This window comes from Enterococcus sp. B2E4, assembly GCF_030499455.1.
Lineage (GTDB): Bacteria > Bacillota > Bacilli > Lactobacillales > Enterococcaceae > Enterococcus_D > Enterococcus_D casseliflavus.
This window is the reverse complement of sequence record NZ_JAUKPK010000001.1, coordinates 539,050-559,395: the sequence shown is the minus strand read 5'-3', so window position 1 is coordinate 559,395 and position 20,346 is coordinate 539,050. Positions and strand designations below refer to the sequence as shown.

The 20,346-nt window shown below is 45.5% G+C and carries 16 protein-coding genes and 1 other annotated feature; of the genes, 12 read left to right on the top strand and 4 right to left on the bottom strand.

Going from position 1 to position 20,346, the window contains the following annotated elements; translation table 11 throughout:
* Positions 1-101: 101 nt before the first annotated feature.
* The 11 genes from fdrA (at position 102) to Q1X33_RS02630 (ending at position 15,793) form a co-directional block, all read left to right on the top strand.
* Positions 102-3,110 (top strand): DUF1116 domain-containing protein, encoded by a 3,009-nt coding sequence (gene fdrA, locus Q1X33_RS02680; protein ID WP_301969526.1) that lies wholly within the window; start codon positions 102-104, stop codon positions 3,108-3,110.
* Positions 3,103-3,921 carry a DUF2877 domain-containing protein gene (locus Q1X33_RS02675; protein ID WP_228077377.1) on the top strand — a complete coding sequence of 273 codons (819 nt, stop codon included), beginning with the start codon at positions 3,103-3,105 and terminating at the stop codon, positions 3,919-3,921. Before fdrA ends, Q1X33_RS02675 begins: the two co-directional genes overlap by 8 nt.
* Positions 3,922-3,936: 15 nt before the next feature.
* Complete coding sequence (locus tag Q1X33_RS02670; RefSeq protein ID WP_301969525.1) at positions 3,937-5,187, top strand: MFS transporter; 1,251 nt, start codon at positions 3,937-3,939, stop codon at positions 5,185-5,187.
* Positions 5,184-6,116 carry a carbamate kinase gene (arcC, locus tag Q1X33_RS02665; RefSeq protein ID WP_008379201.1) on the top strand — a complete coding sequence of 311 codons (933 nt, stop codon included), beginning with the start codon at positions 5,184-5,186 and terminating at the stop codon, positions 6,114-6,116. Before Q1X33_RS02670 ends, arcC begins: the two co-directional genes overlap by 4 nt.
* A 13-nt stretch (positions 6,117-6,129) precedes the next feature.
* Positions 6,130-7,347, top strand: a complete 1,218-nt coding sequence (locus Q1X33_RS02660; protein ID WP_010747683.1) for a dicarboxylate/amino acid:cation symporter — start codon at positions 6,130-6,132, stop codon at positions 7,345-7,347.
* Positions 7,348-7,395: 48 nt separating this feature from the next.
* A complete protein-coding gene (gene allD / locus Q1X33_RS02655; protein ID WP_010747684.1) occupies positions 7,396-8,457 on the top strand; it encodes an ureidoglycolate dehydrogenase in 1,062 nt (353 codons plus the stop codon).
* 228 nt (positions 8,458-8,685) lie between these two features.
* The gene (gene ssb / locus Q1X33_RS02650; protein WP_034695396.1) at positions 8,686-9,168 is read left to right on the top strand and encodes a single-stranded DNA-binding protein; all 483 of its coding nucleotides are present in this window, start codon (positions 8,686-8,688) and stop codon (positions 9,166-9,168) included.
* Between the two features lie 293 nt (positions 9,169-9,461).
* Positions 9,462-10,172, top strand: coding sequence for a gamma-glutamyl-gamma-aminobutyrate hydrolase family protein (locus Q1X33_RS02645; RefSeq protein WP_010747687.1), 711 nt, complete (start codon positions 9,462-9,464; stop codon positions 10,170-10,172).
* 28 nt (positions 10,173-10,200) lie between these two features.
* Positions 10,201-11,844 carry a peptide ABC transporter substrate-binding protein gene (locus Q1X33_RS02640; protein ID WP_010747688.1) on the top strand — a complete coding sequence of 548 codons (1,644 nt, stop codon included), beginning with the start codon at positions 10,201-10,203 and terminating at the stop codon, positions 11,842-11,844.
* Between the two features lie 462 nt (positions 11,845-12,306).
* On the top strand, positions 12,307-14,061 hold the full coding sequence (locus tag Q1X33_RS02635) for an ABC transporter ATP-binding protein (RefSeq protein ID WP_301969524.1): 1,755 nt from the start codon (positions 12,307-12,309) through the stop codon (positions 14,059-14,061).
* Positions 14,045-15,793, top strand: a complete 1,749-nt coding sequence (locus Q1X33_RS02630; protein WP_060791748.1) for an ABC transporter ATP-binding protein — start codon at positions 14,045-14,047, stop codon at positions 15,791-15,793. The genes Q1X33_RS02635 and Q1X33_RS02630 overlap by 17 nt, the downstream gene beginning before the upstream one ends.
* Positions 15,794-15,930: 137 nt before the next feature.
* On the opposite strand, the gene Q1X33_RS02625 is transcribed toward Q1X33_RS02630, so the two are convergent.
* Complete coding sequence (locus Q1X33_RS02625) at positions 15,931-16,842, bottom strand: LysR family transcriptional regulator (RefSeq protein WP_060791749.1); 912 nt, start codon at positions 16,840-16,842, stop codon at positions 15,931-15,933.
* A gap of 135 nt (positions 16,843-16,977) precedes the next feature.
* Positions 16,978-17,817 (bottom strand): MetQ/NlpA family ABC transporter substrate-binding protein, encoded by an 840-nt coding sequence (locus Q1X33_RS02620; RefSeq protein WP_301969523.1) that lies wholly within the window; start codon positions 17,815-17,817, stop codon positions 16,978-16,980.
* Between the two features lie 49 nt (positions 17,818-17,866).
* Positions 17,867-18,098: a binding site (T-box leader), on the bottom strand.
* Between the two features lie 201 nt (positions 18,099-18,299).
* Here Q1X33_RS02620 and Q1X33_RS02615 point away from each other — a divergent pair.
* Positions 18,300-18,905, top strand: coding sequence for a short chain dehydrogenase (locus Q1X33_RS02615; protein WP_010747693.1), 606 nt, complete (start codon positions 18,300-18,302; stop codon positions 18,903-18,905).
* Positions 18,906-18,986: 81 nt separating this feature from the next.
* Here Q1X33_RS02615 and Q1X33_RS02610 read toward each other — a convergent pair whose 3' ends face one another.
* The gene (locus Q1X33_RS02610; RefSeq protein ID WP_005225388.1) at positions 18,987-19,571 is read right to left on the bottom strand and encodes an SOS response-associated peptidase; all 585 of its coding nucleotides are present in this window, start codon (positions 19,569-19,571) and stop codon (positions 18,987-18,989) included.
* A 218-nt stretch (positions 19,572-19,789) separates the two neighbouring features.
* Entirely contained in the window at positions 19,790-19,936 is a 147-nt protein-coding gene (locus tag Q1X33_RS02605; protein WP_005234527.1) for a hypothetical protein, read from the bottom strand.
* Positions 19,937-20,346: the final 410 nt, after the last annotated feature.

Below are 20,346 nucleotides of genomic sequence, written 5' to 3'. Positions count from 1 at the left end.
TCTCTTTTGGATAAAAAGTATAGCATTTTTTTAGAACTTTATCCAATGAAAACGCAAACAAGGATCGTTAGAATGAGAGTATAAGAAAAGGAGGAGAACAAATGCTGCACACAGTAATCTTAAAGAATAACTACCAAGATTCCATTAACTTAATGCTGCTGACGAATACGATCAATGATCTAGGCGATGTCGAAATGAGTCAAATCATGATGGGGACGGATGCAAACAAAGACATATTAAATAACACTGGCTTGCTTTCTGAAGAGGCTGAAGGTGCTTCACCCAACGATATGATGATCGTAGTCGATAGCCAAAACGAACAGATCATGGATCAAGTAATGCCAGCGATCGATTCATTTTTAGCTGATCTTTCAGCAAAAGATCAAGGCAAAGAAACGCCAGCGGCGGCTTCATGGCAAGAAGCCTTGAGCGCAATGCCAGATGCCAATGTTGCATTATTTAGTATTCCTGGGGAATATGGCGCAGCCGAGATGGAAAAAGCCTTGAAAAATGACTTGCATGTTTTCTCGTTTACGGACAATGTTGCTATCGAAGATGAAGTTCGTTTGAAAAAGCTGGCTCATGAAAAAGGTTTATTGATGATGGGGCCTGACTGTGGGACCGGTATTATTTCCAGCATTCCGATTGCCTTCACGAATGTCGTGGCACCAGGAAATATCGGCGTCGTTGGTGCCTCTGGTACGGGGATTCAAGAAGTGACGACGATCATTGACCGATTAGGCGGTGGTGTCGTTCATGCCATCGGGACCGGCGGACGTGACTTAAGCGACAAAGTTGGGGCGATCACTGTCAAAGATGCCATCGTTGCTTTAGAAAATCATGAACCGACAGATGTGATTTGCGTGATCTCGAAACCACCTGCAAAAGAAGTGCGGGATGAAGTCGTTCAATTGCTGCAAAGTATCAGCAAACCAGTGGTAGCGATTTTCTTAGGAGAAAAACCAGAAGCCCATGAAGGAAAAGTCTATTTGGCACATACTCTGGAAGAAACAGCGCGCATCGCTGTTGATCTTGCCAATGAAGAACCCGTCAAAGCGAACTATTTTGAACGCGTGGCAACCCCAGATGTGCCCAAACTCGCTGAAGACAAAGTGGTCAAAGGTCTTTATTCTGGCGGTACATTAGCTGCCGAAGCAGGAATGCTGATCTCCGAAGCCTTGAATCTAGAAGGCCTTGTAAAACAAGAAGGCTATATCTTGCATTCCCACGGCTATGATGTGATCGACCTTGGTGATGATATCTATACCCAAGGCAAACCGCACCCAATGATCGATCCTGAAGTGCGCATCAAAAAAATCGAAGACTATGCGCAAGATGAGCAAACCGGGGTCATTTTATTTGATGTGGTGTTAGGTTACGGCGCACATGCAGATATGGTAGGTGCACTGTTACCAGCCATCGAAGCTGCACAGCAAACAGCCCAAGCAGCTGATCGCGCGCTATACTTTGTTGCTACCGTCTGCGGAACTGAAAAAGATCCGCAAAACTATCAAGAAGCAGTCAACCGTTTGAAAGCAACTGGCGTCTATGTGGCACCAAGCAATGCTCAAGCAGTGCAATTAGCCCTCGCCTTAAAAGGGGCGACTCTTTCTGAAGCAGACAAAGCGGTCAATGATTATACTGGTAGCAAAGTTGAGGTGCCGACAGTTAGCGAGAAAGTGATGGAGCTGTTGACCACCAAACCACAGATCATCAATGTTGGCTTGCAAAGCTTCAATGAATCGATCCTGCAATATGGCGGGAAAACAGAACAATTTAACTGGCGTCCTCGTGCCAACGGCAACAAGAAAATGATCCGTATTTTAGACGCGTTAGAAGAATTTGACGAAAAAATCACAGCTGAAAACCAAGCAGTGACGGATAAAATCAAAAATGCCCAACCATTCTTGATTGATGTCGTTCCAGCTAAATCAGTGATTGCTGAATTAAACGAAAGCCAGAAAACCTTGCTGCATGCAGGACCGCCGATCCAATGGTCGGAAATGACGGGACCGATGCAAGGGTCTTGTATCGGCGCTGCCTTGTTTGAACGCTGGGCGAAGGATGAAGACGAAGCCCGACGCTTACTCGAAAGTGGGGAAGTCCGCTTTATGCCATGTCACCATGTCCAGGCAGTTGGACCAATGGGGGGAATCACTTCTGGGAATATGCCTGTCTTTGTGGTTGAAAACCGCCTTGTCGGCAACAAAGCCTACTGTATTTTGAACGAAGGGATCGGTAAAGTCTTACGATTTGGTGCCTATTCACAAGAAGTCATCGATCGTTTGGATTGGATCAAAGACGTCTTAGGACCAACCATTGCCAAGGCATTACAATTAACAGAAGAAGGCATCAACTTGAATGTATTGATTGCCCGGTCGATCACAATGGGGGATGAATTCCATCAACGAAATATTGCAGCATCATTGAACTTTTTGAAAGAGATCGCGCCGTTGATCATCCAAACAGAGATCGATGAAAAGCAAAAATATGAAGTGATCAAGTTCTTAGCAGATACCGATCAGTTCTTCTTGAATATCATGATGGCAACCGGGAAAGCCATCGTTGACGGTGCCCGTGTCGATGCCAAAGGAACGATCGTGACCACCATGACGAGAAACGGTGTTAACTTTGGGGTTCGTGTCGCCCAAACAGAAGACCAATGGCATACTGCACCAGTCAATACGCCGAAAGGTTTGTACTTTACTGGGTTTACCGAAGCAGATGGCAATCCTGATATTGGGGACAGTGCCATTACTGAAACCGTCGGTGTCGGAGCAATGGCGATGGTAGCCGCACCAGGGGTAACACGCTTTGTCGGCGCTGGTGGCTTTGAAGATGCGCTGGAAACTTCCAACGAAATGGCAAAAATCTGTTTCGGTCATAATCCGACCTTCTCGATCCCAACATGGGACTTCCAAGGGACTTGTTTGGGGATCGACATCCGTAAAGTCGTTGAAACAGGCATCACCCCAATCATTAATACTGGGATTGCCCATAAAGAAGCAGGTGTCGGTCAAGTCGGCGCAGGCACGGTGCGTGCACCGTTAGGCTGTTTTGAAAATGCCTTGACGGCTTATGCGAAGGATCTGGGGATCGAAGTTGACTGAGAAAATCAAAATCAGTGATTATCTAGACCCACTGCAACGATTCGGTCGTACCGGTCGGGTGCATAGCGTGTTTGATCGTTCATTCAATGTGATGATCGGGCAGCAGCTGGTCAATATCAACAACTATCGCAACTATTTAACTGGCTTCGGCGTCTTTTTACCCGATGCATTGTTTGAACAAGTCCTACCTTTGATCGAAGTCGGCAATCGCGTGCAAGTCCGAGAGCATGGTCTGACCTTTTACAGCACAAAAGGAACATTTTCTCTTTCATTAGAGGAGAAAGAATTGGTTTCGCTGCAGGTGAAGGAGTTATCCTTCACCTCTGCGGAATTGCAGCTTTTGAAAGAAATACTGCTTCAACAAGAACTAGAAACCAAGATTGGGTTGCCAGAAGATGAGAAAACCCAAGCAGTGTTTGCGGCATTGCGGCAGTCTGTCTCAGATTGGGAACCAATCATTGACCACCTGATTGGTCGCGGCAAAGGATTGACACCTAGCGGCGATGATCTTCTCGTTGCCTATCAAGCGATGCTCTATGCCTTGCAGCAGCCAGAAGCCGAAACGTTAGCGCAAGCATTGGCAAAACCGCTGTCTACGACGGATGTCAGCCTTGCATATATTCAAAGTGCCAGTCAAGGGTATGTCAATTCGGTAATGCTGCAATTATTCCAAGACGTAAAAAGCAAAAACCCACAGGTGCTGGAAAACGACGTGCAGCAGCTGATGTCCATCGGTCATTCGTCAGGCAAAGATCTTAGCTTTGGGTTGTTGTTAGCGTTGGAGTCATTGTCACTTGAGGAAAAAGAATAGAAAAGGGGAGAAATCATGGAAATCAGTAACCAGAAAGATGCGGTCAAAGTAAGCAATTCTTACTGGAAAAAAGTCGTTGCTATTTTCTTTGTCGGCTGGATTTTAATGTACGCCACACGGACGATCTTCAATCCAATCATGGGTGTGATCGGTGAAGAATTCAATTTAAGTAACACACAACTAGGACTTGCCAATAGTATTTTCTTTTTGACTTATGCCGTTGCGCAAATTCCTTTTGGGATCATCGGCGACAAAATCGGTCGCAAATTAGTGATCGCTCTAGGCTTTGTTTTATTGGCGGTGACTACGTACTTCAGTGGGCTAGCCACAAGCTTTGTTTTGTTTTTAGTGATTCGTGCCATTGCAGGGATTGGTCAAGGTGCCTATTACGGTCCGCAATACGCATTGTCTACCGAAGCGATTCCCGACAACAAACGAACCGTCGGAAATGCCATTATCAACAGTGGGATGGCGTTTGGAACGTCTGGTGGGTACTTGCTTTCTAGTAAATTAGTCTTGGATAACGGGGGCCATTGGAGCCAACCCTTCTTCCTAATGGCAATTCCGACCTTGATCGCCGGTGTCTTGTTCTATTTTGTTTTGAAAGAAAAAGTGATTCGTCCAGAAGATGAAGGACAAGAAATAAAAGAAGAAGGGCCGAAAGAAAAGATTTCCTTGAAGCAGATTTTTTCAAACCGCAATCTCGTGGCAGCCTTTGTTCTATGCTTTACCAGCATTTATGCAAACTTTGTGATCATTACTTGGCTGCCGCAATTCTTGATTGCCGAGCGTGGCTTTGAAGGGGCGAGTGTCGGCTTTATTGCTTCCTTAGTCCCATGGGCATCAATTCCAGGTGCGTTGATTTTTGCTCGATTGAATGATAAAACAGGCGCAACGAAAAAATTAGTCTATTTATTGGTCCCATTGGCGACCCTTTCCGTATTTGCCATTGCCTTTGTAACGGATCGTACCTTATTGATCACTGTTTTGATTTTGTATGGATTGACTGGCAAGCTGGCGCTTGATCCAATCGTCGTGACCTTTGTGACGAAAAACGCACCAAAAGGCGCCTTAGGAACGACCTTGAGTGCCTATAATTTTATCGGGATGTCGGGGTCGATCTTAGCACCTTATGTTACTGGCTTTTTAGCCGATTCTTTAGGATCGATGCAGGTCGGGTTTTACCTGTCTTGTCTATTACTGCTGATCGGATTAGGTGTTTTTGCCGTATTAGCAAAGGAAAATCAGAAGGAGAGCATAAAATGAGTTTGAATGTGATCGCGTTAGGCGGCAATGCTATTTTAGATAAAGACCCTAGTGATGAAGGACAAAAAGCAGTTGTTGCGCAAGCAGCACGTTATATTGCCGATTTTGTCGAAAAAGGGGAAAAAGTCATTGTTTGTCACGGCAATGGACCACAAGTCGGCAACTTACTGTTGCAGCAAAAAGCAGGGGAAAGTGAAAAAAATCCCCAATTGAAATTAGACAGCTGCGTGGCGATGACCCAAGGAAGTATCGGTTATTGGCTGCAAAATGCCTTGATCAATGAGTTTGCCACACGTCAAGCACATCCTTCGGTGATCTCATTAGTCACCCAAGTTCGTGTCGATCCAGCAGATCCATCCTTTGAGAAACCTTCCAAACCAGTCGGACCTTTTTATAGTGAAGAGGAAGCCAATGCTGCGATGGCAGCCAATGGCGGGGTATATCAAGAAGATGCTGGGCGTGGTTACCGGAAAGTGGTTCCATCCCCGAAACCGCAAGAAATCGTTGAAAAAGAAGCCATCAAAACATTGGTCGATGCTGGTGTGATCACGATTTGCGCCGGTGGTGGTGGCGTACCTGTCGTTCGCAACGACAATGGGTTTACTGGCGTGGAAGCCGTCAACGACAAGGACTTTACCGCTAGTGTCTTAGCAAAAGACGTGCAGGCCGATCGCCTGATCATTTTGACTGGTGTCGACAATATCTACATCAATTACAACCAGCCGAATCAGCAAGCCTTAGGGGAAATCAGTGTGGCACAAGCCAAGGGCTACATCGAGGAAGGCCATTTTGCAGCGGGTAGTATGTTGCCAAAAATAGAAGCTGCGATTGATTTTGTCGAAGAAGATGCAGCCAGAACCGCGATTATTACCTCAATCGAAAAGTTAGCTGAACTGGATCAGCATACAGGAACCATACTTCGAAAATAAAGAGGGGATCAAAGTGAAAGCAAAAAAACTACCGATGGTGACGCAGATCGTTATTGCCGTTCTTCTAGGGATTCTTTGCGGTTTGTTCTTTGGGCAAGCCGCTTCGTTCCTAAAAATTTTGGGCGATCTTTTCTTGCGTCTGATGCAAATGGCGATCCCATTATTGATCGTTGGCCAAATCATTCAAGCAGTTGGGGGGATTGCCCCGAAAGAACTCACTCGTTTGGGTGGAAAAACGATCGCTGTCTTTGGGATTTCCTCCTTATTCGCTGCTGCATGGGGCGTGCTGATGGCGCTCTTCTTTGCTCCAGGCAAAGGGATCGACTTTTCACAAGCTGCCGGCGAACCTCTGCAAGCACAAGAAATTTCTATATCAGAGACAGTGATCAACTTTATTCCCACGAATATTTTCGATGCGTTGAGTAAAGGGTCAATTATTCAAATCATCGTTTTTGGGTTATTTTTTGGTGTTGCCCTCAATCGCTTTGTGCAAAAGAAACCTGAGTCAGCTCTTTATGGGCTGATCGTGGATCTGAATGAGGTCGTCATTGCCATCATTCGTTACGTGATGATCGTGGCACCAATCGGTATTTTTGCTTTGATCGCTTCAACGATCAGCTCCCTGGGCTTGCAGATCATTTTGCCATTAGGCAGCTATTTGCTCGTCTACGGTCTAGCCACCGTCACGTTCCTTGGGCTGTGGCTAGTCTTGTTGACCGTGTATTGTCGGATCAATCCGTTACGATTGATCAAAAATATGAAAAATATGTCGGTCATGGCATTGGCGACAACCTCCTCTGCCATCACGCTGCCGATCGCTATGGAAGAATCCCAGAATAAATTAGGACTCAGTAGCCGCATCACCAATTTGGTATTGCCGTTAGGGATGTCTTTGAACAGCAATGGGTCAGCGATGCATATGGCGATTACAGTCATGACGATCGCCCAAATGTATCAAATCAACTTTGACGGGATCCAAATGGTGACGGTAGCTGTAACTGCGACTTTCGTTTCTTTAGCCAATGCAGTTGTTCCCGGAGCGGGGTTAGTTTCCTTGGCAATCATTGTTCCCCAGCTCGGTTTACCAATCGAAAGCATTGCGCTATTTGCTGGTGTCGAATGGTTTGTTGGTATGCTGCGGACGATCTTGAACGTGAACTCAGACGTCTATTCAGCGCTTTTGATCGCTAAGTCTGCTGATGAACTCGATCATCGCGTGTTTAATCAATAAGAGAAGCCGTTGCCAAGCGTGCTTCTCTTTTTCTAAGGAGGAGAAAAGATGGAAGAAATGAGCAGACGATCTCTGCTGGAATTAGAAGCATTGATGAAAAAGAAACTCTTGGCTGCTGGTTTGCCAGAAGCCGCTGCCAGTGAAACAGCGGCGCATTTGACCTTTGCGGATGCGTGCGGGATCCATTCTCATGGTGCCGTGCGGATGGACTACTATGCCGAGCGCTTAGTAAAAGGCGGCATCACGCTAGAACCAAACATGTCTTTTGAAAAAACAGGCGCCGCTACTGGAATTTTTCACGGAGATAACGGCATGGGGCATTATGTGTGCAACGAAGCGATTGCGATCGCCATTCATCTGGCGAAAGAAGCAGGGATCGCTGCAGTAGGAATCGAGCAGACCAGCCATAGCGGGACGATGGCGTATTACGTCAAACAGGCTGCTGAAGCCGACTTAGTGGCGATCGCCATGTGTCAATCGGATCCGATGGCGGTGCCTTTTGGTGGGACCGAAAACTATTTTGGCACCAATCCAATCGCGTTTGCAGCACCACGAGCCAATCATCCGCCGGTGGTTTTTGATATGGCGACAACGGTTCAAGCGTGGGGCAAAATTTTGGACGCTCGCTCGAAGAAGCAGCAGATCCCCGATACTTGGGCCGTAGACGAGCAAGGCTTGCCTACCACCGACCCCTATGCAGTCCAAGGATTATTGCCAATCGCTGGTGCCAAAGGATATGGCTTGATGATGATGGTGGATATTTTAGCTGGCTCGATGTTGGGCTTGGCTTTTGGTAAACAGGTCACCTCCATGTATGCGGATTTGACGGAAAAACGTCGCTTAGGACAATTTCTTCTTGTGATCGATCCGTCTCGTTTTACGGACACCGAAACCTTCAAGCAAAGCGTCGATCAGATGGTGACTGAGCTGCATGCAATCTCGCCAGTAAAAGGGCAATCACAAGTCTACTATCCTGGAGAGATCAGCCAAATACACTTTGAAAAAGCTCAGCAAGAAGGGGTCCTGATCCCCAAAGCGATCATCGATTATCTCGAAAGCGAAACCCTCCATTTTGATCGCTATGGTAGTCAAGATTCCTTTGCTAAATAAAGATTTGCAGAAGACGGTTGGTTCATAGGGGTATTGAACCAACTGTTTTTTTGCTGTGTGGAGCAAAGAGAATTTTTCCGTCAAAAAATCGCAGCTTTTTGACAGGAGCAGACGAATTCTTTGAGTTGGTTCATTTTTTTCAAAGCATTTCTTAAGCCATTCGCCCTTTGATTGCTTGTTTTTTGGAATATGGTAGAATAGGTCGCATAAGTTTAGATCACTCAAGAAATGAGAGAAAAGCGAGGATGCAGCGTGGCAATGAATAAAGTGGTTCTTACTGGGAAAATCGCAGCGATGCCTAGTAAAGAAGCGTTTGATGCGGCGGACGATCAGGGCGTACGTTTTGATCTTGTCATTGTATCTCAATGGCAAAACAGTGAAGAAGTGCATCATGAATGGTTTGCTTGTGTCGTTCATGGGAAACAGGCAGAGACCTTTTTACGGTATACTCAAAAAGGAGCAAGTATCAAAATCAACGGACACTTGCAAGGCTGTCCGTATGAAACAGCAGAAGGGCAAAGATTTTGTGCGGCAGAAGTGGTGGTGGATACCTTTCAAATTTTAGAGTTAGCAGAAGAACCAGCGACGCCTTTTCCTAAAAAGCGACCATCGACACTTGATGAAACGACGCAAACAAAGTCGATCCGCAATGAAAAAGATCCCCTAAAAACACAGATGCTGGAGTTTTTAAAAGACAATCGATTATTTTAATGACGAAACATGCGGAAAGCCACGGCTTCTCGCATGTTTTTTTACGTAGAGAAAGCATTGGCAAAATTCAACTATATCTGACTAGCGGTGTTCTTTATTGCGAATCAAAGAGGCGGTTGAATAGAATGGTGATTGTAATAAATGATCGCGAAAGTGAAAATAGTGTTTCACAAAAAGTGCCGATTGGTTTAGAATAGTTGAAACATATCTTGAGGGAAAAAGTGGCGCTTGCCTTGTTCAACTGCTAGATGCCGCTTTTTTCTGAAAAATTCGTTAATCAGGGAGGGATGTCGATGGGCAAACCAATTATAGGGATCGCTGCGAATGAAGTGCAAGATGCTGGCGATGTGCTGCATCATTTGCCGATCGCCTACACACCATTAGGGTATGTGCGAGCGATCCAGCAAGCGGGCGGACTGCCATTGCTCTTGCCAATCAGTGAACCAGCTATAGCCAAGGACTATGTTTCACAGATCGATAAACTGGTGTTAGCTGGTGGACAAGATGTTTCACCCAAGTTTTATGGGCAGGAGGCCCATCAGGCAACTGGAAGCGGCTTTTTGGCACGGGATGAGTTTGAACTGGCGCTGATCGATGAAGCGCTGCTGCAAAAGAAACCAATTTTTGCGGTTTGTCGGGGGATGCAGCTGGTCAACGTGGCCTTTGGGGGCACGCTGCAGCAAGACATCAGTACCTTCAGTGAGATCATTCATATGCAGGCGCCGATTCCGAAAGAAGTGCCGACCCATGCCATCGCGACGGCTGAAAAAAGCATGTTGGCTCGTGTATACGGTCAAAAAACAAAGGTCAATTCCTTTCATCATCAAGCGGTGGATCGATTGGCTCGTCCATTGCAAAAGACAGCTTGGAGTCCTGATGGCATCATTGAAGGCATTGAACACGTGGATCAGCGCTTGTTGGCGGTTCAATGGCATCCAGACTTTGCCTATGATGCGCTTTTACAAGAACAAGCGGTTTTCAAGTATGTCGTTGATGTGTTGTAAGAAAGAGGGTCACGCAAGGAGGAGAAAAATGAAAAAGAAAATGATTGGTATCACTGCTTTCACAGTATTGGTTTTAAGTGCCTGCAGTACCACGAGTCCCACGACGGATTCTGGACAGCAAGAGGAGCAAGGCGCTGTTGCGCAAGAGATTCAAGTGTCAACCGCGGGCGCCTTATCGACCCTTGATAGCGGGCAATACACGGATGTCAACAGTTCCGATATGATCGGACAAGTGGCAGAAGGGTTATACCGTCTGGATCAAGAGGGGGATCCTGAGCTTGCGATGGCCGCTGAAGAGCCTACGGTATCAGAAGATGGACTGGTTTATACCTTCACCATTCGTGATGCAACATGGAGCAATGGCGATCCTGTTACAGCGGATGATTTTGTCTACGCCTTTCAATATGTTGCCAATCCAGAGAACGGTTCTAGCAGCAGCAATCAAATGGATGTGTTGAAAAATGGCAGTCAAGTACGTCAAGGAGATGCTGAGGTCAGTGAGTTAGGTGCCAAAGCATTGGACCAGCAGACGTTAGAGCTGACATTGGCAAGTCCAATCTCGTATTTGGATCAGATTCTGGTCGGGACACCTTTTATGCCAAAAAACCAAGCGTTTGCTGAAGAAAAAGGTGCCGATTATGGGTTATCAGCGGAAAATTTTGTTGGCAACGGCCCATTCTTGATCGAAGGGTGGAACGGAACCAATGAATCATGGACGTTAACGAAAAATCCTGATTATTGGGATGCTGAGAATGTCCAATTGACCAAGATCGACGTGCAAGTAGTGAAGGAAACGGCAACTGGTGTCAGCCTTTTTGAAACAGGAGAACTGGACTACACCACCTTAACGGATACGTACGCACAGCAATACCAAAACTCAGCTCAAGCCAACTATGTGCCAAAGGCGCTGGTGGGGTATTTAAGTGCCAACCAAAAACGAGAAGTCACAGGCAATGTCAAGGTACGTCAGGCGATTTTACAAGCTATTGACAAAGAGGCATTTGCTGAAAATATCTTAGGTGATGGGTCCACTGCATTAAACGGCTTTGTGCCAAGCAACTTTGCCAAAGATCCTGAAACAGACCAAGATTTTCGTGAAGAAAATGGCGATTTACTGCCGTATGATCTAACAGCCGCACAAGCGCTTTGGGCACAAGCCAAAGAAGAGTTGGGACAAGACGAGATCACTTTGGAACTGTTGTCAGCAGATACAGCAGCAGCCAAGAAAACCATCGAATTTGTCCAAGGACAGTTAGAAACCAATTTGCCTGGATTAACCATCGATGCCAAGTCGATTCCTTTACAAAACCGCTTGGACTTGCAATCCCAAGGTGAATTTGATCTCGTCTTCGGGACTTGGACACCAGATTACGCGGACCCGATCAACTTCTTAGAATTTTATGATTCGACAGGTGGCTTGAATACCTCTGGGTATGCTAGTGAAAGGTACGACCAAGGGTTACAAGAAGCACGGACGACTTTAGCAAACGATCCAGTTGCCCGTTGGGACTTATTGAAAGAACTCGAGAAACAATTGATCGTTGAAGATACAGCCGTCTTGCCGTTATATCAAGGAGCGGTAGCGTATTTGAAAACAGATCGTTTGCAAGGAGTGCAAGTGTTTCCTTTTGGACGAACAGTATCCTATCGCCTAGCATCTGTCTCAGAATAAACAGGAAGTAAGAAAACAGAGGAACTTTTTTTCAACCAAGTGTGCTGACCAAACAACGCTTGTTGAAGTGAGGGGCATCTGTTTTTTTATTTTGCCAAATTCCTTGCAACGCTTAGGATAAACCGAGAATTCGTTTTCAAAAAATAGTTGTAAAAAACGAGAAATTGAGAAACGCCTTTTTAGAAAAGTCAATCTTTTTGAAAAAAAATTAATAAAAATTGTTGCATTCTCAGAAACTTATCTGTAAAGTGTTAGGTGTAGTCAGCAAAAATAAAAAGAGAAGGAGGGATTACGATGCAAAAAGTATTTGATAAAAAAACAACCAAATTGAATAAAGTGAATCCCTCATTCGGTAACCATTAGTGTACAGATAATGTCTATAATAACGACGTTTATGCTCTGTCCTTTTTCCGAAGGGACAGAGCTTTTTTGTGTACTTTTTTAGAATGTGAGGGATAAAACATGAAGTATGTATTAAAACAATTAACAACGTATTTTAAAGAACATAAGGTGCGCTATACCTTTGTATTCGTCTTTATGGTGATCGCTAGTGCGATGTATGTCGCACCGATCTATATTCTGCGCTTGTTCATCGATGCGTTGATTCAAGATAATTTTGATTACTCCGTACTGATCCAATATGTGAGCCTCTTCGCGGGAGCTATCTTGTTAGGATATTTGGCGGAATTTGTTTGGACGTTTAATTTATTTATTGGTTCCTACGATCTGCAAAAACAATTACGGGAACAATTGATGAGCCACTTTCTCAAAATGGGGGCGCCGTTTTACCATCGTTTCCGAACAGGTGATTTAATGACTCGTTCCAGTGACGATGTCCAAGTGATGGGGATGACCATTGGGTATGGACTGATGGTTTTCTTAAATACTAGTTTGTATCTAAGTTTTATCGTAGCGATGATGGCTGGGACGGTTTCTTGGCTACTGACCTTGATTGCCTTGATTCCAATGCCGCTTTTAGTCTATTACATTTTCAAATGGGGCTCGCAAGTCGATAAGGCGTTTACGGAAGCGCAGAATTCTGTTTCTGAGATGAACAGTGAAGTGCTGGAGATCATTGATGGCATTCGGGTCGTCCGAGCTTATGGACTAGAAGGAGCCACCACGGAACAGTTTCAAAAGAAAACACTGGAAACACGAGCGAAAAACAATATCGTTTCTGAGATCGATTCCCGTTTTGGGCCGCTGATTACCATCATCTTAGCGATCAGTTTCGTGATGAGCTTTGGTGTGGGGGCGTTTCTTGTTGCCAACCAAACGATCACCATCGGTGCGATGGTCTCTTTCCAAGTGTACTTGACTATGGTCGTTTGGCCGATGATCTCAGCAGGAGATCTTGTGAATGTGATGCAGCAAGGTGCCGCATCCTGGCGTCGGATCAATGAAGTGCTGCAGACGGGGGATGAATTAGAAACGCCAGGCGAAGCCGACCTGCAAGCCATCAATACGATCCGTTTTGAAGCATACCATTTCCAATACCCGCAAGCAGCTCGTTATGTGTTAGAAGGACTGGATTTGACGATCACTCGTGGAGAAGTCTTAGGGATCGTTGGGAAGACCGGCAGCGGAAAAACGACGCTGCTAAGACAATTCGGTCACCGCTATCCATACTCTGATCAAGTCCCCTTGATCAACGAGCAGCCGTTGACGGCCTATCAAACAACAGCAGTGCGCAACCACTTTGCAGAAGTACCGCAAGAACATACCTTGTTTTCACGAACGATTCGCGAGAACTTGTTATTCGGGCAACCAGACGCTTCCGAAGAAGTATTGTGGGAAGCACTGGAAGCTGCTTGCTTTAGCGAAGACATCAAGCGGATGCCAGAAGGGCTCGAAACGGTCGTCGGTGAGAAAGGAGTTTCCCTTTCTGGTGGACAAAAACAACGCTTGTCCTTAGCACGGGCGTTTTTACGAAACAGTGAAGTCCTCTTACTGGATGATGCCCTTTCGGCAGTTGATGCCAAAACGGAACAAGCCATCATCACGAATTTGAAAACGATGAAGCAGGCACCGACCTCCATCATCGTGACCCATCGATTGTCCGCCATCACCGAAGCGGATCAAATCATCGTCTTAGAAGACGGTCGGATCACACAACGTGGTACCCATCAGGAGTTGATCGAAACGCCAGGCTGGTACCAAGAGCAGTATTATCATCAACAGTTAAAGGAGGACGATACGAGTGTTCTCAACGATTAAACGTTTGCTCACGTATTTGAGCTATTATAAAAAACAATTTATCGTGGGTGCGATCTTGCTGTTGCTGGCTGCAGCGCTCGAACTGACTTCCCCACTGATTGCCAAGCAGCTGATCGACCGAGTGATGACACCGGCGGTTAACAGTAGCAATTTAGACACGATGCTTTTGATCCAATTACTCGCTGGGTATTTGCTGGTCAATTTGATTGGTTCCCTCTTTCGTTATATCAGCTTGCTGCAATTGCGAAAAATGTCCAACAGTATCGTCAAAAAAATGCGGGATCAACTTTTTGACCATATGCACAAATTACCGGTTTCTTACTTTGACCAGATCCCAGCAGGTAAAGTCGTCGCACGAATCACGAATGACACTGAAGTCTTGCGGTCGAATTTCTACGTGATCGTGATCAGTAATTTGTTAAGCAACATCATCCAAATCATTGGGGCGTTTATTGCATTGTTTCTTTTGAACCGCACCTTAGGAGCAGCGATGCTGATTTTGATCCCGATTTTAGGAATCTGGCAGCATTTTTATACCAAATATGCCTCCCGTTACAATTTAGCAATGCGGGAATACATCTCACAAATCAGTGGGCAGTTGAATGAATTTGTCCAAGGAATGGCGATCATCCAAGCCTTCCAACGAGAAAATCAGTTGCAGAAAGAATTTAATGAAACAGTAGAGAAATGGTTCAAAACTGGACGTAAATACCTCTTGCTCGATTCAAGTATCGCTTGGGGATTAGGCAACTTGTTGCGAAATTCAACGATCTTGATTTTGATCACGACCTTGGCCGCCTTTTTCCTTGATGGTCGCTTGGCGATCTCAGCAGGCTTGCTGTATGCCTTTATTGATTACATCAACCGCCTGTATGATCCCATCGAAGGGCTTGTCCAAACCATCACCAATGTGCAGCAATCATTAGCTGCTGGACAGCGGGTCTTTGAGTTTGCTGATCAGCCGGTTGAAAAACAACAAAGTGAGCAGCTGACTGTTACGAATGGCGATGTTTCTTTCCAACAAGTGACCTTTGGCTACGACCCTGAGCAAGCGATCTTGCACGATATCAACTTTGACGTTGCCGCAGGAGAGACCATTGCTTTAGTTGGTCATACTGGTTCTGGAAAATCGAGTATTTTGAACCTGTTGTTCCGTTTTTATGATCCGCAGCAGGGAAAAATCGTTGTGGATGGACAAGTGATCGCTGATTATGATCGTCATAGTTTAAGAGATTCAATGGCGATCGTCATGCAAGATCCCTATCTATTTACTGGAACGATCGCCAGCAACATCGGGATGAACGATCCAACGATCACCGAAGCGATGATTATCGATGCCTTGAAGCAAGTCGGCGCTGACTACCTTTTGAGCCGCTACGAAAAAGGCATCCATCATCCAGTCGTTGAAAAAGGCAATGAGTTTTCTAGTGGAGAACGCCAGCTGATCAGTTTCGCCCGTGCGCTGGTGTTTGATCCAAAAATCTTGATTCTGGATGAAGCGACGAGCCATGTGGACACTGAAACAGAGTCCATCATTCAAAAGGCGATGACCGTCTTGCAAAAAGGACGGACGACCTTCATGATCGCTCACCGTTTGTCAACGATCAAACAAGCCGATCAAATCTTGGTCCTAGACCAAGGGAAGATCGTGGAACGGGGAACCCATGCGAGTCTTGTCCAAGGGCAAGGAATCTATCAGCAAATGTATCAAATGCAGGCAGAGCAGCTGTAATCAGCGGTGATTGCCGACAACAGTAACCGTAAAAGAAAATCCTTGAGCCTCCTGCATGGGAAGTGGCTCAAGGATTTTTTATATAATGCGAAGGTGCAGCCAATCATCTATGGGGAGTAGGAAGAGGAGGCCTTCGCTTATATATCAGTAGGAAAAGCGGCAAGGTGTTGTCGTAATTTTGTTAAGAAACGCTCGCCGATCACTGATAATGGGCGATCGTTCTTTTTAATGAGGATGATCTCACCCTCGGACGCGTCGATCAAAGGAAGAAAAGCCAAGCCTTGGCGTTCTGGTTGGGCAACGATCCCCGAGCCGGTTCCATAAAGATCCGTCTGCTGTAATAGCTGGACCATTGTGCCTCGATCGCTGACATGCACCACTTGAGGGCTTTGAGCAAAGTCGATCAAATCCTCGGAAAAGAACGAATAGCGTTCATCTTCTTGCAAAAAGCGTACTTGCGGATAAGGCGCAAGATCCTTTAAGGAAAGCTGCTTTTTTTCTGTCAAGGGATGAGTCGCTCGTAAAAAGACATGGGGGCGAAACCGTCCCAACGCTTCGAAGGACAATTGGGCGCCTTGTAACAGTCGTTCCAATCCTGCTTGGTTTTGCTCATTCAAATAAAGAACCCCAAATTCACTTCGATATTGCTGCACGTCCGTGATCACCTTTAAGGTCGTGGTTTCTAATAGGCGAAACTGGCGGCAGTTGGGAAATTCCTGTAGCAGTTCACTGAAAATTCCAGCCGTGAAATCATAGTGCTGGCTTGCGATGGCGAAGGTTTGACTCGCTGCTTGCTTGCTGGAATAACGCGTTTGCAGCTGCGCCACTTGACTCAAGATCGGCTGGGCATGGTCTAGAAATTCCGAGCCTTCGGCAGTCAAGCGGGCACCTTGATTCGTACGCTCGAAAAGCTGGACCTCCAATTCTGCTTCCAACTCTTTCACGGCTTGGGAAAGACTTGGCTGTGAGAGATACAGCCGTTTGGCTGCTTCACGAAAACTTCCATGGTCAGCGATCGCTTGCACGATCCGCATTTGTTGAATATTCAATTTTTGACCTCCTTTACAAAGATTCAGACGGAAAAAGGGTTCACCAATCAATAGTAGTCAGTTCTTTTCCTTCTATAATAGAAGCTTCTTAAAAAATAAGACGACAGTTGCTGCTTATTGCTACTTGTGAAGCGGTTATTGCAATTCTTCAGGAATAAACCAATAGCCCGTTTGATTCTCTTCTGCCAGCAGTTCTTTAAAGGCTTCAGAACGATATGCTGCCACCACTGCCTGTGCCCAATCACTGTCTTGGTTGGCTTCTTTGACCGTTGCCACCAGTTCATACTCTTGCAAAATGTCTTCACTTAATAAGCTTTCCTCTGCAGCAATTCCAGCACTATAAACGATGCTGCCGGGAATCACCGCATAGTCTAAGTCTGCTAAGCTGCGGGGGATTTGCGCAGAATCCATCTCGACGATATCCAGGTTATAAGGATTGTCAGTAATGGTTCTTAACGTCGCGTCAATGGGCGCCACTTCGGGGTCAAGTTCGATCCAGCCAGCTTTTTGCAGCAGCAACAGGGCACGGGCGCTGTTTGACGGATCATTGGGAATCCCGATGGTATCGTTTGCTTCAATCGCTGCTAAATTGTCCTTTCTGCCAGGATACAAGCCAGCTGGAACGGTAGGGATCGGTGTGATACCCACCAAATCGGCACCCGTGTTTTCATTAAAGTTCTCTAAATAGGCGGTATGCTGATCCACGTTTAAGTCGATTTCGCCATCGTTCAGTGCAATGTCTACTTCCAACACCCCAGTAAAGCCAATATCGGTCACGGTATAGCCAGCTTCTTCTAAAATCGGTTTGATTCCCTGAAGAAACAGCTCGCTGTAAGGTCCTGGTGTCGTACCAACTCTGATTTCTGTCTGCTGTTCTTCGGCATTTCCGGTCACTTCTTCTTGGTTGCCACAGCCCGTAAATAAGACCAAGGACAACAGACCAATGCCCATACCTAATCGAATCCTTCGTTTCATACCTCTTCCTCCTTTTTTATAAAAAAAACCTTCCCAAAGACAATTCTTTGGGAAGGACGATCATTTCGCGGTACCACCTTCATTTGTTTTTTGTTGAAACAAAAAACCTCAGTCAGTTCATCAAATAAACTGCATTGCGCTATCGGGCTTTCTCCGTCGGGGATTGTTCGTCCACGAATGCTCAAAGGTCATCTTCGGATCGTCTTCCTTACTCGTTTCCACCAGTTCCGAGCTCTCTTGAAAGAAAGGGGGGATCGTACTCTTCTTCTCACTGCATGTGTATGAAATTAGTAGTATCTTAGAACAAGATGAGAAAGTTGTCAATTGCTTTCGTGATAGGTGATTCCAATCACTACGCAGGTAGTAGGGGAACAAATGGGGAAGGGTAAGAATAGATCAATAAGGCAGGAAAAGCAGATGAATGGTCGAAATCGCTTGGTTGGGTTAGAATCGAAGCACAAAACAAAAAAAGAGGCGAGGAAATGAAATTACTTTTGATTGGACATACCGGCACACTTGGGCAGCTTTTAGTTGAAGGCTTTCAGCAGCTACCAGAGGTGGAGCTGATCACGGCTAGCCGTAGCAGCGGCGATCATCAAGTCGAAATTGCGGATGCAGACAGTGTCAGCCAGCTATTTGCAGCTACTGGGAAAGTGGATGCCATTGTTTCCGCTGCGGGAAGCACAGTGTTTAAACCCTTTGAGGAATTGACGCCAGCAGATATTCAACAGTCGGTGGCTTCGAAGCTGCAAGGACAAGTCAACCTTGCGTTGATTGGCCAGCATTTTCTCAATGAAGGCGGCAGTATCACACTGACTTCTGGAATTATCAAAGACGAATTTATCCCAATGGGCACGCCTTCAGCACTGGTCAACGGCGGTTTAGAAGCCTTCGTGGCATCGGCAGCTTTTGAGATCGGTCATGGGGTACGAATCAATGCAGTCAGTCCCAATGCACTTGTGGGCTCTTGGGAAACCTTCGCCGATTCTTTCAAAGGCTTTATTCCCGTTGGTGACGCACCCGTTTTTGCAGCGTATCAAAAAGCAGTCTTTGGGATCATGACTGGCAAAACCTTCACCGTTTATTAAGAAAAAGCAAAAGTAGGAAAAACCGCCAAATCAAAGCTGACTTGGCGGTTTTTGTTCTGCTGAAAAAGAAGTAGCAAGCAGTTAAGAAGAGAGCAATTGGGTTTTCAGCTTGGGCATTTCTGCTTTGAGTTGTTGGCGAGCAAAAGCCAAGTCATTGATCCAAGAAGCAATCGCTTCTTTTTCTAAGAACAGAGGCATTCGATCATGGACTGGTTCAACAGAATCGTTCGCGGCAGTCGTTAGAATGATTGATTCGGTTTCGATCTGATCCTCTTTTTGAAGGATGCGATAAAAACCAGCGGCATAAATCACGTGATCTTGCGAAAAGAGAAACTTTTCCTTTTCATGATTCCATTCATAGAAACCAGACATCGGAAAGACACAGCGATGCTCTTGGAAAGGTTTGCGAAAAGTCGGTTTTTCTTCAACGGTCTCAGAACGGGCATTGATCATCAAATGCCCTTTTTTAAAGCCGGTAAAGCCCCATCTTGTCACACCAGCTACAACTTGTTGTTGTTGATTTGCACCGATGGTTACGACATGATTGGAAGGGAAAACATCATTGACAGCGACAGTCTGTTGGCGCTTGCGGGCTTTCGCCGCGGCTTCTTGATAATATTCTGACAATTCGCCAGTTGTTGGGTCAAATAAGTATCGGCCGCACATGGACGGGTCACTCCTTTTTTTGGATTGGCTGGTGCCTTTGTTTCAGTATAAAGACTCAAGGCGTCAAAACCAACTAACTTGCTTCACTTCTCGATTCAACAAGAAAAGGAGCTTAAACATATGTAAAAAGTCAGGAGTATTGCTTGATTTGCTGGAAATCAGATAACAAAAAAAGGCAGTCACCTACTGAGGTTGACAGCCTTTTTTATTCTAGTTGGTTAGCCAATTTTTTTAACTCTCCCGCCGATTTTATTTGCGAAACGTTCAGCATCTTCTCTGCAAGTATAGGTTAATGCAATTGTTTTGTCCCGTGTTCTTTTTCCTTCGGCGGTTAGATAACCATGAAAGATTTTAATCGCATACAATAGATAAACACCTCCTTATCCTTGGTAATAATAACAAATTTATCGCTTACATTCAAGGGATATAGTAAAAGTTTATTTTTTGTTAGTTATTTTATTAAGAATTTATTCAAAGGTTTAAAAAACGATTGAAGGAGAAAGTAAGGGGTGATGGAATAGACCAATGTTTGCTGTTAAAAGGAAAAAAACTCCAAGGAAAAAGAGGCATGTTTCTGAATTTCCATCAAATAAAGAAACTGGCAACCGCTTAAATTATTCTTTTGCTGCGCCAATCGAATAGACCAATCCACGCGAATCAAAATGGCCGAAAGAAAACCTATGATAAAGCATAGCTGCCAAGCAGGGAATCCATCGTAAGGGATAGGGGCAAGTACGAAAAGGGAGAGTGGTCCAAACTAAGCACCTGTTTCTGT